The organism is Paucilactobacillus oligofermentans DSM 15707 = LMG 22743 (genome assembly GCF_001434315.1).
Lineage (GTDB): Bacteria > Bacillota > Bacilli > Lactobacillales > Lactobacillaceae > Paucilactobacillus > Paucilactobacillus oligofermentans.
Genome location: NZ_AZFE01000003.1, coordinates 65,037 through 81,907, shown reverse-complemented (window position 1 = coordinate 81,907; position 16,871 = coordinate 65,037). Strand labels below are relative to the sequence as shown.

18 protein-coding genes and 1 other annotated feature are annotated in these 16,871 nt (G+C 36.1%); of the genes, 4 read left to right on the top strand and 14 right to left on the bottom strand.

Going from position 1 to position 16,871, the window contains the following annotated elements; all coding sequences use genetic code 11:
* The first annotated feature begins 74 nt into the window (after window positions 1-74).
* The 3 genes from nrdE (at window position 75) to FC70_RS01220 (ending at window position 4,771) form a co-directional block, all read left to right on the top strand.
* Entirely contained in the window at window positions 75-2,240 is a 2,166-nt protein-coding gene (gene nrdE, locus FC70_RS01230) for a class 1b ribonucleoside-diphosphate reductase subunit alpha (protein ID WP_057889224.1), read from the top strand.
* 17 nt (window positions 2,241-2,257) lie between these two features.
* Window positions 2,258-3,250 carry a class 1b ribonucleoside-diphosphate reductase subunit beta gene (gene nrdF / locus FC70_RS01225; protein ID WP_057889223.1) on the top strand — a complete coding sequence of 331 codons (993 nt, stop codon included), beginning with the start codon at window positions 2,258-2,260 and terminating at the stop codon, window positions 3,248-3,250.
* Window positions 3,251-3,559: 309 nt separating this feature from the next.
* On the top strand, window positions 3,560-4,771 hold the full coding sequence (locus FC70_RS01220) for an acyltransferase family protein (RefSeq protein WP_057889222.1): 1,212 nt from the start codon (window positions 3,560-3,562) through the stop codon (window positions 4,769-4,771).
* Window positions 4,772-4,868: 97 nt separating this feature from the next.
* On the opposite strand, the gene rplL is transcribed toward FC70_RS01220, so the two are convergent.
* From rplL to cysS, 11 genes are all read right to left on the bottom strand, one after another.
* Window positions 4,869-5,237, bottom strand: a complete 369-nt coding sequence (gene rplL, locus FC70_RS01215; RefSeq protein ID WP_057889221.1) for a 50S ribosomal protein L7/L12 — start codon at window positions 5,235-5,237, stop codon at window positions 4,869-4,871.
* A gap of 47 nt (window positions 5,238-5,284) precedes the next feature.
* Window positions 5,285-5,785, bottom strand: a complete 501-nt coding sequence (gene rplJ / locus FC70_RS01210) for a 50S ribosomal protein L10 (protein WP_057889220.1) — start codon at window positions 5,783-5,785, stop codon at window positions 5,285-5,287.
* Between the two features lie 31 nt (window positions 5,786-5,816).
* Window positions 5,817-5,932 (bottom strand) — a sequence feature (ribosomal protein L10 leader region).
* Between the two features lie 37 nt (window positions 5,933-5,969).
* The gene (gene rplA / locus FC70_RS01205; protein WP_057889219.1) at window positions 5,970-6,662 is read right to left on the bottom strand and encodes a 50S ribosomal protein L1; all 693 of its coding nucleotides are present in this window, start codon (window positions 6,660-6,662) and stop codon (window positions 5,970-5,972) included.
* Between the two features lie 92 nt (window positions 6,663-6,754).
* A complete protein-coding gene (gene rplK, locus FC70_RS01200) occupies window positions 6,755-7,180 on the bottom strand; it encodes a 50S ribosomal protein L11 (protein WP_057889218.1) in 426 nt (141 codons plus the stop codon).
* A gap of 136 nt (window positions 7,181-7,316) precedes the next feature.
* Window positions 7,317-7,865: a transcription termination/antitermination protein NusG gene (gene nusG, locus FC70_RS01195; RefSeq protein WP_057889217.1), complete on the bottom strand. Its 549-nt coding sequence runs from the start codon at window positions 7,863-7,865 to the stop codon at window positions 7,317-7,319.
* A 113-nt stretch (window positions 7,866-7,978) separates the two neighbouring features.
* On the bottom strand, window positions 7,979-8,158 hold the full coding sequence (secE, locus tag FC70_RS01190; protein ID WP_057889216.1) for a preprotein translocase subunit SecE: 180 nt from the start codon (window positions 8,156-8,158) through the stop codon (window positions 7,979-7,981).
* Between the two features lie 17 nt (window positions 8,159-8,175).
* A complete protein-coding gene (rpmG, locus tag FC70_RS01185; RefSeq protein ID WP_057889215.1) occupies window positions 8,176-8,325 on the bottom strand; it encodes a 50S ribosomal protein L33 in 150 nt (49 codons plus the stop codon).
* A 75-nt stretch (window positions 8,326-8,400) separates the two neighbouring features.
* Window positions 8,401-8,967, bottom strand: a complete 567-nt coding sequence (locus FC70_RS01180; RefSeq protein WP_057889214.1) for an RNA polymerase sigma factor — start codon at window positions 8,965-8,967, stop codon at window positions 8,401-8,403.
* Between the two features lie 269 nt (window positions 8,968-9,236).
* Complete coding sequence (gene rlmB, locus FC70_RS01175; RefSeq protein WP_057889213.1) at window positions 9,237-9,992, bottom strand: 23S rRNA (guanosine(2251)-2'-O)-methyltransferase RlmB; 756 nt, start codon at window positions 9,990-9,992, stop codon at window positions 9,237-9,239.
* The gene (locus tag FC70_RS01170) at window positions 9,989-10,393 is read right to left on the bottom strand and encodes a Mini-ribonuclease 3 (protein WP_057889212.1); all 405 of its coding nucleotides are present in this window, start codon (window positions 10,391-10,393) and stop codon (window positions 9,989-9,991) included. The genes rlmB and FC70_RS01170 overlap by 4 nt, the downstream gene beginning before the upstream one ends.
* Window position 10,394: 1 nt before the next feature.
* Window positions 10,395-11,798, bottom strand: a complete 1,404-nt coding sequence (gene cysS / locus FC70_RS01165; protein WP_057889211.1) for a cysteine--tRNA ligase — start codon at window positions 11,796-11,798, stop codon at window positions 10,395-10,397.
* Window positions 11,799-12,122: 324 nt separating this feature from the next.
* Here cysS and FC70_RS01160 point away from each other — a divergent pair, with 324 nt between their 5' ends.
* Window positions 12,123-12,671, top strand: coding sequence for a M15 family metallopeptidase (locus tag FC70_RS01160; protein WP_057889210.1), 549 nt, complete (start codon window positions 12,123-12,125; stop codon window positions 12,669-12,671).
* 64 nt (window positions 12,672-12,735) lie between these two features.
* On the opposite strand, the gene gltX is transcribed toward FC70_RS01160, so the two are convergent.
* The 3 genes from gltX to radA form a co-directional block, all read right to left on the bottom strand.
* Window positions 12,736-14,223 (bottom strand): glutamate--tRNA ligase, encoded by a 1,488-nt coding sequence (gene gltX / locus FC70_RS01155; protein ID WP_057889209.1) that lies wholly within the window; start codon window positions 14,221-14,223, stop codon window positions 12,736-12,738.
* A 104-nt stretch (window positions 14,224-14,327) separates the two neighbouring features.
* Window positions 14,328-15,461, bottom strand: coding sequence for a PIN/TRAM domain-containing protein (locus tag FC70_RS01150; protein ID WP_057889208.1), 1,134 nt, complete (start codon window positions 15,459-15,461; stop codon window positions 14,328-14,330).
* Window positions 15,462-15,484: 23 nt separating this feature from the next.
* Complete coding sequence (gene radA, locus FC70_RS01145; RefSeq protein WP_057889207.1) at window positions 15,485-16,855, bottom strand: DNA repair protein RadA; 1,371 nt, start codon at window positions 16,853-16,855, stop codon at window positions 15,485-15,487.
* Window positions 16,856-16,871 lie beyond the last annotated feature (16 nt).

Sequence of the window (16,871 nt, the reverse complement as noted above, 5' to 3'; positions counted from 1 at the left end):
TGAAGACGGGTCTTATTGAAGATCCGTCTTCTTTTGTTTATTTTTTAGTTTAAATGAAGAAAGAGAGCGAACACATGTCATTAAAAGAACTTAACGATGTTACCTATTTCGATTTAAATAATGAGATTAACATCCCCGTCAACAACCAAATTCCGCTAAATAAAGATAAGGAAGCCCTTGATGCTTTCCTTGAACAAAACGTCACACCAAATACTAAAAAGTTCACCGACTTACGTGATCGGTTTGATTACCTATTAGATAATGACTATATTGAACCGGAATTTTTTAATCAATATGATTTTTCATTTATCGAAAAGCTTTACGCTTATTTAAAAAGCGAAAATTTTCATTTTAAATCTTTTATGGCTGCTTATAAGTTTTACGCTCAGTACGCTTTAAAAACCGATGATAATGATTATTACTTAGAAAACTACATTGATCGGGTTGCTATGAACGCTCTTTACTTTGCTAATGGTAATGAAGACTTAGCAATGTCATTAGCTGATGAAATGGTACATCAACGCTATCAACCAGCTACTCCATCATTTTTAAATGCTGGTCGTAAACGCCGTGGTGAATTAGTTTCATGTTTCCTTATTTCAACTACCGATGATATGAATACCATTGGTCGAACAATTAATTCAGCACTTCAATTGTCACGTATTGGTGGTGGTGTCGGAATTAACCTCAGTAACCTTCGTGGTGCAGGTGATCCAATTAAGCATATTGAAGGTGCCGCTAGTGGCGTTGTTCCCGTTATGAAATTATTAGAGGATAGTTTCTCTTATTCAAATCAATTAGGACAACGACAAGGTGCAGGTGTGGTTTATCTATCCGTTTTCCATCCTGACATCGTTCAATTTTTATCAGCTAAAAAAGAAAATGCTGATGAAAAAATTCGTTTGAAGACTTTATCACTTGGTGTAACGATTCCCGATAAGTTTTATGAGTTAACTCAAAATAATGATGCTATGTATCTATTCAGTCCTTATGATGTCGAACGTGAATACGGTAAGCCATTCTCATATGTTGATATTACAGCTGAATATGACCATATGGTCGCTAACGATAACATCAAGAAAACAAAAGTATTAGCTCGTGAACTCGAAGATGAAATCAGCAAACTTCAACAAGAATCTGGTTATCCATACGTAGTCAACGTTGATACTGCGAACCGCGCTAACCCAATTCAAGGTAAGATTATCATGAGTAATCTTTGCTCAGAAATCATGCAAGTTCAAACTCCTGGTACCGTTAATGATAAACAAGAATATGAAACCATGGGAACTGATGTAAGTTGTAACCTTGGTTCAACTAACATTGTTAACTTAATGGCCTCACCTAATTTTGGTAAATCTATTAACGCAATGACTCGTGCACTTACTTTTGTTACTGATAGTTCAAATATCGAATCCGTCCCAACTGTTCAACACGGTAATGACTTAGCTCATTCAATTGGGCTTGGTGCCATGGGGCTTCACAGCTTCTTAGCTAAAAACCAACTTGAATATGGATCACCTGAATCAGTTGAATTTACTAGCGTTTACTTTATGTTACTTAACTATTGGACTTTAGTTGCTTCTAACGAAATTGCTCGTGAAAAGCAAGCAACTTTTGATAACTTTGAAAATAGCGACTATGCCAATGGTTCATATTTCGATAAATACCTTAATACGAACTTCAGCCCTAAGCTAGCTCGTGTAAAAGAATTATTCGCCAATATTAAAATTCCAACTACAGCTGATTGGACCACTTTACGCGATAACATCAAAAAAGATGGTCTTTATAACCAAAATCGTTTAGCCGTTGCCCCAAATGGTTCAATTTCATATATTAACGATACAACTGCTAGTCTTCATCCCATCATTAACAAGGTTGAAGAACGCCAAGAAAAGAAAATTGGAAAAATTTATTATCCAGCTCCTTACCTTTCAAATGAAACTATGCCATACTATAAATCAGCGTACGATATGGATATGCGTAAAATTATTAATGTTTATGCCGCTGCACAAGAACATGTTGATCAATCATTAAGCTTAACGCTCTTCATGCGTTCAACGATTCCTGCCGGTACTTACGAATGGAAAGATGGTCGGACCAATAAAATGACAACTCGTGACCTAAACATTCTTCGTCACTATGCCTTCCATAAGGGCATCAAGTCAATTTATTACATTCGGACCTTTACTGATGGCGAAGAAGAAGTTGGTGCTAACCAATGTGAAAGCTGTGTAATCTAATTTAAGGAGTATTATTAATGTCTGATTTCAAACAAATTAAACAATTTAAAGCCGTTAATTGGGATCAAGTCAATGATGCCATTGATAAAGCAACTTGGGAAAAACTAACTGAACAATTTTGGCTAGATACCAGAATTCCAGTTTCAAATGATATGGATGACTGGCGAACACTTGATGAAGATCATCAATGGTTAGTTGGTCACGTATTTGGTGGTTTAACATTACTTGATACGGTTCAATCCGAGCAAGGAATGGCATCATTACGTCAAACTGTCCGCACTCAACACGAAACTGCCGTCTTAAATAATATTCAATTTATGGAATCGGTTCATGCAAAAAGTTATTCAACCATTTTTTCAACTTTAAACACCCCTGATCAAATTAGTGAGATTTTTGATTGGACTGATACTGAAGAATTCTTGCAAAACAAAGCAATTCGGATTGCTAATATGTATATGGATCCTGCCGTTGATCCATTGAAGAAGAAAGTAGCTAACGTCTTCTTAGAAACCTTCCTCTTTTATTCTGGTTTCTTTACACCACTGTATTACCTTGGCCATAATAAATTAAATAACGTCGCTGAAATTATCAAATTAATTCTCCGCGATGAATCAGTTCATGGAACTTATATTGGTTACAAGTTTCAACTTGGTATGAAAGAATTAACTGATAATGCTCAACAAGACATGAAAGACTGGATGTATAACTTCTTATATGAACTTTACGATAATGAAGAACGCTATACTTCAATTCTTTATGATAAGGTTGGCTGGACTGAAGAAGTATTAACCTTCATTCGTTACAATGCTAATAAAGCTTTGATGAATTTAGGCCAGGACCCACTCTTCCCAGATACTGCTAAAGATGTTAATCCAATCGTTATGAATGGTATTTCAACATCAACCGCCAATCATGATTTCTTTTCTCAAGTTGGTAATGGTTACCGCCTTGGTGAAGTTGAAGCCATGGAAACAAATGATTATTTTATTACTGATCCTAATGAAAAATAAGCACCATAAAAAAGCAATTTTGACATTTTTGTCAAAATTGCTTTTTCTATACCATAATTTATTCAGCATCCATTAGGATTACATCACTTCGTTCTAAGACGCGTAATTATCTATTCAAATATAAATAGTTATCGTCAGCATACAAACTCATATCCGCTAAAAATACGCTAATTATTGACTAATACGTTAAATTCACAACATCTTCATAAAATGTTAGCTTTTAAGCTACTTTTTTCTACCAAAAACGACCACAACTTTAAACTATCATGAATAACATTCATCATAATTTAGGAAATTGAGGTATCTACCTTGCACCATAACCCAACCCAAAAGAAACAACGCTATCTATATGAAATTGATTTTATGCGTATCCTTTTCATTTCTGGGGTCCTTCTTAATCATACCGTCAACGTTTTTACTGACGCCATGAATTCTGATAGCTCAGCTTATTACGGTCTTATCAGTGTCCGTATGATGGTACATTTCAGTCGTATGGGCTTTATGTTTATGAGCGGTTTAGTCCTTACAATGCACTATTATGATAACCATAACTGGTTAGGATTCTTAAAAAAGCGTTTCAACGGTAGTATCTGGACTTATTTTATCTGGACTTTTATTATTTTTACCTTACCAATGCTTGTTGGTATGTCGAGTGTATCCAATAATTTGCTGGCCAAATATGTGGAACATCTCCTACAAGGCGATCTTTACTACATGTATTATCTACTAGTAACATTGCAATTGTACCTTGTTTTTCCAATAATCGTTTGGCTTTTTCACCGTTGGCCCAATGCTCATAATCGAATTTTAGTAATTAGCTTCGTTTTCCAATTAGCGTTAACTACCTTGATTAAATATAAGCTTTGGTACGTTGATACATCTAGCTGGCCTTACTGGTTCCATGCTTATAGTATTAACGTTATTGCGTATCAATTTTTCTTTATTTTTGGTGCATATACTAGTCAACATTACGAAGCAATCAACACTTTCATTCATGATCATATTCGTACGATTACAATAATTTTTATTATCTTATCACTTGGTACGATTGCTTATTATCGAATTCTCAATCAAAATATCCTTGGCCTCTCTAGTGACCATGCCCATTCAGCTAATCAACCATATATGATGGTTTTTGATACCGTAGCAATCCCACTAGTATTTTGGATTGGCAAACAATACGCTGCGTGGCGTGAACGTGGAATGCCTCAGATTCTTGAACACCTAATTAGCACCGGCGCTAAAATCAGTTTCGGTATTTATCTTGATCAAATCGTTGGATTATTATTATTAGAGTGGTTGCTTAAATTAGCAAACTTATCTGACTGGATGCTACTAATTCTCTTGCCAGTTGGTTGGTTATCTGTAATTATGGTTTCATTTATGATTGCCTGGTTCTTTTACAAAGTTTCACCACTTGGCTTTATGATTGGTCGGCCACAAGTTCACTTTAAAGATATAAAAATATGGTTTGCAAATTTTCGTCACACGACGGTAACTGATTCAAATATTGAACATTAACAAAAATGGATGCCAATAGGCATCCATTTTAATTTAAAATTATTTTACTGTAAATAAAAACAGCACATCTATTGATGAGCTGTTTTTAGAAAAATTATTACTTAAGAGTAACAACTCCACCGACTTCTTCAAGTTTAGCCTTGATGTCGTTAGCTTCGTCTTCTTTAACGTCTTCTTTGATAACTGAAGGTACAGCATCAACAAGACCCTTAGCATCTTTAAGGCCAAGTCCAGTGATTTCACGAACTGCCTTAATAGCTTTAACCTTTTGGTCGCCAGATTCAGTAAGTTCTACAGTATATGAATCTTTAGCTGCAGCAGCTTCGCCACCAGCAGCGCCAGCAACTGCAACTGGTGCAGCAGCTGAAACGTCAAATTCTTCTTCGATTGCCTTAACTAAGTCGCTAAGGTCTGAGATTGATGCTTCTTTTAATGAAGCAATGATTGTGTCTTTATCAAAAGCCATTATATTGTCCTCCAAATATTGTGTGTGTTTTTTGTTTATTACTAAGATTATGCAGCGTCTTCGCCCTTTTCAATAACGGCGTTAAGCGCATAAGCCACGTTGCGAACAGGTGCTTGTAGCATTGATGCCAATGTAGCAAGTAATTCTTCTCGACTTGGTAATGTAGCAAATAAATTGATCTTTTCAAGATCAGCAACACTCTTTTCGAGAATACCACCTTTGATTTCAAGTGCCTCAAATTCATCTGAGAACTTCTTCAAAAGCTTAGCTGGTGCGATTGCATCATCATTAGAAAATGCAACGGCACTAGGTCCTGCAAAAACATCGTTCAAGTCGCCATATCCTGCTTGTTCAGCAGCACGAGTCAAAACAGTATTTTTAATTACTGATAATGAAACGCCAGCTTCACGAAGTTCCTTACGTAGACGGGTGTCTTGTTCAACAGTCAAACCACGTAAGCTAACAACGATAGCAGATTCTGCAGCCTTGAAACGATCAGCAACTGCTGATACTGTTTCTGCTTTCTTTGCGATTAATTGTTCACTCATATTTTTCACCTCCAAAATTTAAAATGATGTAGGATTTAATAAAAAATCCCTATGTCCACCTAGACATAGAGAAGAAATTTAGCTTCCTCGGCAGGTGATAATTATGGCTTGCGCCGCCTGAGTCTTAGGTGAATTATTTAATTGAACTAAGATAGTATACCAATCTGACGAGAAAAGTCAAGGATTAAAGTGATGCTACATCAATATTAATACTTGGGCCAAATGTAGATGCAAGTGAAACATGCTTGATGTATGTTCCACGAACTGAAGCTGGGCGAGACTTAATAACTACATCTGAGATAGTCTTAAGATTTTCAGCCAACTTAGCTGCATCAAATGAAACTTTACCAGTTGGAACATGAACATTACCATCACGATCAGTACGATAAGTTACCTTACCGGCTTTTGATTCAGTAACAGCCTTAGTTACGTCCATAGTAACAGTTCCAGTTTTAGGGTTAGGCATCAATCCCTTAGGTCCTAAAGCACGACCTAAACGACCAACTTGAGCCATCATGTCTGGTGTTGCAATTGCAACATCAAAATCAAGCCAACCATCAGAAATACGAGCAACTAGATCATCTTCACCGACAACGTCGGCACCAGCAGCTTCGGCTTCTTTAGCTTTGTCACCCTTAGCAAATACAACAACGGTTTGGTCTTTACCAGTTCCGTTAGGAAGTACGACTGCACCTCTTAATTGTTGGTCTGCTTGTTTTGTATCAACATTTAAATTGAAAGCAACTTCAACAGTTGCATCAAATTTTGCGAAATCAATTTCTTTAACCAAGTTGATAGCTTCGTCAGCAGTATATACTTTTTCAGCATCTACTTTCTTGACGGCATCTTGGTACTTTTTACCTCTATTTTGAGCCATTTGTGTTTTCCTCCTTGCAAAATGTGGTCAAACGGAGTTCCCTCCCACTTGGTACATTCATTTTTATGAAGTACCCGACTGTCACGGTTATATTAACCTTCGACTTCAAAGCCCATACTGCGTGCAGTACCTTCGATCATGCGCATTGCTGATTCAACATCAGAAGCGTTTAGATCTTGCATTTTAGTTTCGGCAATTTGTTGCACTTGAGCCTTGGTAACCTTGGCTACTTTTTTAGTGTTTGGTTCACCGGAACCGTGTTCAACACCTACGGCTTTCTTCAATAAAACTGAAGCGGGTGGTGTCTTAGTGATGAAGTCGAATGAACGATCTTCGTATACACTAATCACTACGGGAATTAATAGTCCTGCTTGATCAGCAGTACGTGCATTAAATTCCTTTGTGAAACCCATAATATTAATTCCTGCTTGTCCAAGCGCTGGTCCAACTGGTGGCGCTGGAGTTGCCTTACCGGCTGGAATTTGTAACTTAACAACATTAGCTACTTTTTTTGCCATGAGACATAACCTCCTTAGGTCATTGTGGTAATGATGGGACATTAGATTTGCCCCTCCCACTAAGTATGTCAAAAACATACCTTTAAAGTTTACCATAAAAAAAGCACTGGTTCAATGACCAATGCTAAACTAAATTTTAAAGTAATTTATCAACTTGATCGAAATCTAATTCGGTTGCAGTTTCGCGACCAAACATTTCGATGTTAACTTTTAATTTCATCTTTTCTGAATCAATTTCAGTAATCTTACCAGTTAAGTCTGCAAAAGCACCTTCAACGATTTTTATCGTTTCGCCAACTTCAACATCTAAGTCTTGATGACGAGCACTCATGCCAAGACGATGAAGTACTAAATCAACTTCGTCTGGTAACAATGGCGTAGGTTTTGATCCACCACCATGAGAACCGACGAATCCGGTAACACCTGGAGTATTACGAACGATATACCAAGCTTGATCAGTCATTACCATTTCAACTAATACATAACCTGGGAAAGTCTTTTGGATAGATTCTTTAGCTTTACCATCTTTAATTTCACGTACTTCTTGTTCTGGAACAACAATTCGATAAATGAATTCTTCCATTCCCATTGATTGAGCACGAGATTCAAGATTACTCTTAACTCGATTTTCATATCCAGAATAAGTATGCAATACGTACCATTGTTTTTCTATTGATTCAGCCACAATAAATATCTCCTATTTTTTAACGTCGGAATTATAAACAAAATAAAAAAACTTCGCACTAAACGAAGTCCTCAACAAACAAAGTATATCAAAAGAAAGTTCATTTGACTACACTATTTAGCAAAAATGAGTAAACCAGATTCGATTAACCAATCAAATAGCGCAAAGAACAATACGAAAAATAGTGATAAAGAAACGACGACGATTGTATCGCGACGATTTTCTTTAACCGTTGGCCAAACTACTAATTTCATTTCTTTACCAACATTTTTAAAAAATCTAAATAAATGCATGTTTAACTTTCCTCCCACTACTTTGTTTCACGATGTAACGTGTGTTTTCCACAAAACTTACAAAACTTTTTAACTTCTAATCGCTCTTGACGATTAAGATTAGCTGTAATTATATAATTGCGCGAACCACAAACTGAACACGCTAAAGCTACTTTAGTATGGGCCATAAAAGCCACCCCACAATCCATGTTATATTATCATGCATTACCGGTGACTGTCAAACTAGCACTACAATCTTGGCTTTACTTTAAAACTAATTTCAATTTCTTACGGCATCGATTTAAAGCACCATCAATACTTCGTTCATCACAATTTAAGATTCGTCTCATTTCTGTTTTAGTATGACCTTTAGTAATTAAATCAAAGACTGAAAGTTCAAACAAGGAACAATAAGTTAAAAACTCATCCACTTCAGTTCGGCAAATGGCACAATCATCTGGTCGCGAACGTGAATAGTCCACCACATTATCTGCTTCATCGTCTTGATTAAAGTATTGATTCACACTTTCAATTTTCTTTTCTCGTCTCAGAATATCAAATGCTCGGTTACGCAAACTAATTTTAAAAAAACTGCCAAAAGTAGCTCCATTATTTTCATCAAATTTTTTGATAATCTTCCAACAAACAATTTGAGCTTCTTGTTCCCAGTCATCTCGATCTAATTGCTTAAAATAATATTGTCGTTGTAACTTACGAACCAGCGGTAAGTACCGTTTAAATAAAGCTGTAAAACTGATTGAATCTCCTGCGTTAGCCCGCCTGATTAATTCCGTATCAGATATCAACTGTTTTGCAGTTACTTCGTACATGTTTCCTCCTGAGGTATCAAAATTTATTTCGAGTATACCTTTCATTTTCTAAATATACAGAAACAAAGTCGGTTCTCAAGCGAACGTACGTTTAACATACATTTTAAACGATTTATACACCCAATTATGAATATTAGATGAGCATTAAAAAAATTCAATGAGCAAAAGCCATCATTTGCTCATTATAATCAAATAATTTTTTGCTAGTAATTTATCTCTTAAATTAAATAAAAAGACCAATCTTATCGATTAGCCTTCCTGTTTGATTCTTACAATGAGTGTCGTGAGTTAAATCCTTGATAAATTAACAGACTGGCAGCTACACTCGCATTTAACGATTGTACATGTCCAACCATCGGAATAGTTAACATTTCATCAACTGATTTTTTCAATAGTTGAGAAATTCCTTTACCTTCATTACCAATGATCAACGCACTTGATCCTTTGGCATCCCAGCGACGATAATCAGTCCCGTTCATATCAGTTCCAAAGACCCAAACACCACGTTTTTGTAATTCTTTAACGGTTTGTACTAGATTTGTAACTTGTACAACTGGCACATGTTCGATTGCTCCTGTTGAAGTTTTAGCAACAACTGAAGTTAATCCAACTGCCCGGCGTTTTGGAATAATAATTCCGTGAACACCTGCTGCATCAGCCGTTCGCATGATTGATCCCAAATTATGTGGATCTTCAATTTCATCAAGAATTAAAAAGAAGGGATTTTCATTTGCCGCTTCCGCCTTTGCAAATAAATCATCAATCTCCGCATATTGATACGCAGAAATTGCTAATACAACTCCTTGATGCTTTTGACGATCTGTTAATAAATCTAATTTCGTCTTTGGCACATTTGAAATTACAATTCCACGATCTCGTGCTAACTTTACAATATCCTTAATTCCATCTGATTTTAACGCATCCTGTAAGAATAACTTGTTAATTGATTGATCTGTCTTTAAAGCCTCGGTAACGGCATGACGGCCAATGATAAAATCAGTTGATTCTTTTTGTTCTTCACTCATTCTGTTCTCCCTGCTTCAACTTGTTCAATACACCAATTTGCAATTTCATCTAAACGAGCATTATTTTCACTTAATTTTAAAAAGCCCATTAATGCTTCAAATCCAGTTGAGATTCGATAAGTTAACACATCCGTATGTTTGGCATGCGTATGACTATTCGCATTTCGTCCGCGCTTAAAGAAATCCCATTCTTCTTTACTCAATAATTCATCGTGCTTCATCAAATCAATTAAAGCCGCTTGTGCTTTGGCCGACACAAAATGTGTGGCTGTATGATGTAACTTAGTTGGTTTAGTATAACCTTTGCTTAATAAATGTTCTCGAACATATACTTCATATGCCGCATCACCCAAATAGGCTAACGCAATCCCATTTATTTGTTGATAATCTACTTTTGCCATGTTATTCCTTCCTATAACGGGTTCCATTTGGTGTATCTTCAATAATAATGCCATCTGCTTTTAAAGCATCCCGAATTTTATCACTTAAAGCGAAATCTTTATCAACACGCGCTTGATCACGTTGTGCAATTAGCTTCATAATTTCGTCATCATCTAACGCTTCAATACTAAGTTTAATTCCAAATACTGCAACTAATCTTTGAATTGTTGTTTGTAGTAATTCAATCGATGCTTTTTTTACTACTTTGCGTTCAGAATATACATTACTATATTTAACTAATTCATACACAACTGCTATTCCATTTTGAACATTAAAATCATCATCCATCGCGGCTTGATAACGATCAATAAAGTTTTTGATATCATTTTTAACTTCATCATTACCATCAAGACCATCTTTTAACCGATAATCTAAGTTCTCAAATGCAGTTTGAATATGTGCTAAGTTATTTTGAGCATCTTGAATATTAAGTGAATTATATTGAATTGGATGACGATATTGGGTTGTCGCCATAAAGAAACGCAGTACTTGTGGGTCGATATTTTTGATAATATCATGAACTGTCACAAAGTTACCGAGTGACTTACTCATTTTTTCATTCTCGTCGCCAACGGTTACAAAGCCGTTGTGCATCCAGTAATTAGCAAATTTTTTACCCGTTCTAGCTTCAGTTTGAGCAATTTCATTTTCATGATGTGGAAATTCTAAATCTTGACCACCACCATGAACATCAAAAGTATCCCCCAGATATTTAGTCGACATGACTGAACATTCAATATGCCAGCCTGGACGTCCTTTGCCCCAAGGTGAATCCCAATTAATTTCATCTGGTTTCGCAGCTTTCCATAAAGCAAAATCAATTGGATCTTCCTTCTTGTCAAATTCATGCGCATTCACATGCTGACTCGCACCAACTTCTAAATCATCAATTGACTGATCGGATAACTGACCATAATTATCAAACTTACGAGTTCGATAATAGACATCCCCATCCGCTTCATAGGCAAAGTCTTTATCAATTAAGTCTTTAATAAATTCAATAATTTCAGGAATATTTTCGGTTGCCCGTGGATGCGTTGTTGCTGGCTCAATATTTACTGATTTAGTATCTTCCATAAAAGCAGCAATAAACTTATCGGCGAGTTGTGCCACTGTAATCCCTTGTTCATCGGCTGCCTTAATCATCTTGTCATCAACATCTGTAAAATTAGAAACATAGTTAACTTCGTAGCCACTGAACTCAAAATACCGGCGAATCGTATCAAACGCAATCGCGCTTCGTGCATTGCCAATATGAATATAATTGTAAACAGTTGGTCCACAAACATACATTTTTACTTTTCCAGGAGTTATTGGAATAAAAGTTTCTTTTTTTCTACTTAAAGTATTATAAATTTTCAGCATCCATTTATCCCCTCAAACATCGTTAGTAATAGTATTTTACCACATTAATAATTAGATACAAAAACATGGTTTCCAAATAATTTAAATTATTTTCAAAAAAAGCATACATTTTTCACAAATACGTGTTATTATATATCTTGTGGTTATGAAGAAGTGATTCTTTGTGATTACAAACCTATATTTTTCAATTACTCCTCCCAATAGTAACCGAAAAATAGTTACGAAATCCCCCAAGATTTTCGTAATACTCCTCAAAAGATGGCTCCCGCCATCTTTTTTTATACTCTTTTTTATTGAAAGCCCTTTCAAGAAAGGATGATAATAATGAATCCAGAATTCATTAATGTTCAAAGTCTTGATCCAGAAATTTTCGTCGATTTAAAGTATGCAACCACCGATAATTTCACCGGACAAATTATTTATAATTTTACAAATGCAATCGCTCGTTCTCAAACAGCTAAAAAGTTAGCTGTCGCAAGTTCAATAGTTAAAAAAGCTGATCTACGATTAAAAATTTGGGATGCTTATCGTCCCGTAACGGCACAAAAACAGTTATTTGAAGTTTATCCTGATCCACAATGGGTTTTACCACCAGATCCTAATTCAAGCCATCAAAAAGGCGTAACGTTCGATGTAACCCTTTGTGAACCAGATGGTACTAATCTTCCCATGCAAAGTGAATTTGATGAATTTGGTCCTAAAGCCAAACGTAGTTATTCACGAAAACCTTATCAAGAACATAATTACCAAATCTTAAATCAAGCAATGCTTGAAGCTGGATTCGTCGGTTATATCGATGAATGGTGGGATTATCGCGATAGTGACATGGATAATATGGGACCTGCCTCTGCTGACCCTAATGATTTTAACTAACCTATCATAATAAAATTAAAAAAATCCAAACCGTCAATTAGACGATTTGGATTTTTTAATAGTTTTAACTTAATTCTTTAATCATTTCATCAAGGTTCTTAATTGATTGTTCATAACCAATTAGTTCAATTGATTCTGGAAGTTCTGGACCATGCATCTCATGCGTAATCGCAATTCGAATTGGCATCCATAACTTACGTCCCTTAATCTTTGTATCCTTTTGAATACTCTTAATTGTCTTTAGTACTTTAACCGTGTTCAAATAATCAACATCCGCAATTCGAGCACGGAATTCTTTCAAAACAGTTAAAGCATCATCTTCAGCCAATTCAGCTTTAGCTTCTTCATTAATTTCAGCGGGTCCATGGAAGAAAGGCTTAGCAAACGGAATAATTTCAGCGGCGTAGCTAATTTCACGCTTGAATAAACTAATCAATTTACGAGTCCATTCCATTGTCATTGGATCAGCATGTTTTTCAAGCAATCCAGCTTCAATTAATTGTGGTAATGCTAAATCAAAGACAGCATCTTCATCAGCATTCTTCATGTATTGATTATTAACCCATTCAAGCTTTTTACCATCAAAGGCAGCTGGTGATTTACTCAAACGTTTTTCATCATACATTTTAATGAATTCTTGACGAGTAAAGATTTCATCTTCACCAACTGGTGACCAGCCAAGCAAGATGATAAAGTTTAACATTGCTTCTGGAAGATAGCCTAATTCACGATATTGTTCGATAAATTGAAGTACTGATTCATCACGCTTACTCAATTTCTTACCAGTCTCAGAATTAATAATTAAACTCATATGACCAAATTGAGGGGCTTCCCAACCAAATGCTTCATAAATCATTAATTGTTTAGGTGTATTAGCTACATGATCATCCCCACGGAAAACGTGTGAAATTTCCATCAAATGATCATCAATTACAACCGCAAAGTTATAAGTTGGCATTCCATCACGTTTTTGAATAACGAAATCGCCACCAATAGTTTTCGATTCAAAGGAAACATTTCCCTTAACCAAATCATCCCAAGCATAGGTTGCCCCTTCAGGTACTCGGAAACGAACTACCGCTTCAAGTCCTTTAGCTTCAGCATCTGCTTGCGCTTGTGCGATTTGACCTTCATCCATCCCGGCATATTCATACACATAGTGTGGCATTTCTTTGCGGGCCTTTTGAGCTTCACGATCAGCTTCTAATTCATCTTCTGTACGATATGATTTGTAAGCCAATCCTTTTTCAAGTAACTGGTTAATATAATCAACATAGATATCTTTACGTTCAGATTGACGATAAGGGCCAAAATCGCCACCCATATCAGGACCTTCATCCCAATCCAATCCTAGCCATTTAAGATTATCTAATTGGCTACGTTCACCATCATCAATGTTTCGTTTAGTATCAGTATCTTCAATACGAATGATGAACTTTCCCTTATTGTGTCGTGCATACAAGTAATTAAACAACGCTGTACGCGCATTACCGATATGCAAATGTCCTGTTGGGCTTGGTGCATATCGTACTCGGATTTTGCTTTTAGCCAAAATTTTACGCCTCTTTCATGTATTTAATAGTGAATTTCACTATCTACTTTTTTCAAACCATCTACTAGTTTACAAGTCTTAAGAAAAAAATCAATTAACTAGTGCTATTTTTTTGTATCAGTATGCTTATCATTAATGTTTTTAGTTGAATGTACCGGACGTGCAAAAATCATCCGACCAGAATCAGTTTGCAGTGCACTCGTTACTTCAACTTCAATGTGATCATTTACATAGTAGCGACCATCTTCAACAACCACCATCGTTCCATCATCTAAATAAGCCACACCCTGTTGTCGTTCAGTTCCTTTTTTAACTACCATCACATTCAACGTTTCACCTGGTAATACTCGGGCCTTTAATGATGAAGTTAATTCATTAATATTCATTACCTGAACATTTTGGAATTGAATTACTTTATTCAAATTATAGTCATTCGTGACAATTACACCATCGACTTCTTTGGCTAATCGAATTAATTTACTATCAACTTCGGGAATGTCTTCAAAATCACCCTCATACATTTCAATAGGGACAATTTTTTCGCTTTGTAGTTTATTTAAAATATCTAAACCACGACGACCACGAACTCGCTTAATACTGTCACTCGAATCAGCAATATATTGTAATTCATATAAAACAAAATTGGGCACTAACAACGTTCCTTCAATAAATCCAGTTTTGACAATGTCATAAATTCGACCATCAATTAAAATATTCGTATCCAAAATTTTGTAGTGATGATAGTTGGCATCTTGTTTAGATAATACGCTACCAGATTCAGCATCCGTTTCGGGCGTTCCCTTTGAACGTTTCGTTTGCAATAATGCTCGCCAATCATCCAACCGGGTAGTTCCGATTCGAAATCCTAAATAACCAAACGTTACCATTAAAATAATCGGCACCACATTATTTAACACTGGTACATGTGAATTCCATAGCGGTGTTGAAACTAATACTGCTAGCACTAACCCAATAATAGTTAGAAAACTTCCAAACAATAAATAAATCGGACTTTGCTTTGTTAAATATGTTTCTGTCCGATTAACTAACCGTTCAATGTATCCCCCAAGTGGCAATGACAGCAACCAGAAAATAATTGCACCAATCAAGATATCACTAAATAATAACCCAATACCGGGTAAAGTAATTCCTGTCACATGCCAAAATAATGGTAAGTAATAAAAACCTAGTGCAGCTCCGACAATAACAAATAATAATCTAATAATATGTTTTCTCATAATTACACCTCCCTCCTATCTGATTAGTCTAACGCAAGTTTAAGTGATTCGACAAGTGTTGACACACCAATGACTTGAATTCCCTTTGGCGGTGTCCATCCTTGTAAATTATTTTTAGGTACAAAGATTCGTTTAAAACCAAGCTTGCGAGCTTCAGCTACACGTTCTTCAATCCGATTAACTCGTCTAATTTCACCAGTCAACCCAACTTCGCCAATAAACGCATCAGTTGGACGCGTTCCTTTATCACGATAACTTGAAGCAATACTCATTGAAATCGCTAAATCAATCGCCGGCTCATCTAATTTAACCCCACCAGCAGCTTTTAAATAGGCATCTTGATTTTGGAGCATTAGATTAGCTCGCTTTTCCAAAACAGCCATTAATAATGACACTCGATTGCGATTCAAATCGCTAGCCGTTCGCTGCGCGTTACCAAATGCTGTTGGTGTCACCAATGCTTGAATTTCCACTAACATTGGACGAGTTCCTTCCATTGAAACTACAATTGCTGAACCAGTAGCATCTTTTAGGCGTTCTTCTAAAAATATTTCTGATGGATTAGCAACCTCATACAGGCCACCATTTTTCATTTCAAAAATTCCTAATTCATTGGTTGATCCGAATCGATTTTTAACTGAACGTAAAATTCGGTAGGCATGATGTAAGTCACCTTCAAAATAGAGCACCGTATCTACCATATGTTCCAGAATCTTCGGCCCGGCAATTGCTCCACCCTTAGTTACATGCCCAACAATAAAAATCGTAATATTATTACTTTTAGCAATTTGCATTAATTCCGCTGTCACTTCACGAATTTGGGCAACGCTCCCGATTGCAGAGGTCACATCTGGTTCCATCATCGTCTGGACAGAATCAATAATTACATAGTCTGGTTTCATCGTTTCAATTGTTGATCGAATGCTAAGCATATCGGTTTCAGGGTAAATATAAAATTGATCACCTGTCACTTCTAAACGTTCAGCCCGCATTTTAATTTGCGTAGCACTTTCTTCTCCAGAAACGTATAACACCGTTCCGCCAGTCTGATTTAGTTGACCTGATACTTGTAATAATAAGGTTGATTTACCAATCCCCGGATCCCCACCAATTAAGATTAATGATCCGGGCACAATCCCACCACCTAAAACGCGGTTTAATTCAGGCATTTTGGTTTGGACCCGCGGCGTATTTTCCGCATGAATTTCACTAATTTTGGTTGGTTTGGTTTTATTACCTTCAATTGTAATCCGTGAACGACTTTGCGCTGATTCTGGTTGAACTTTTTCTTCCACTAATGTATTCCATTCGCCACAGTTTGGACAGCGGCCTAAAAATCTCGGTGAACTATATCCACAATTAGAACAGGCATATACTGTTTTCGCTTTTGCCATTAAAACTCCTCCCGTT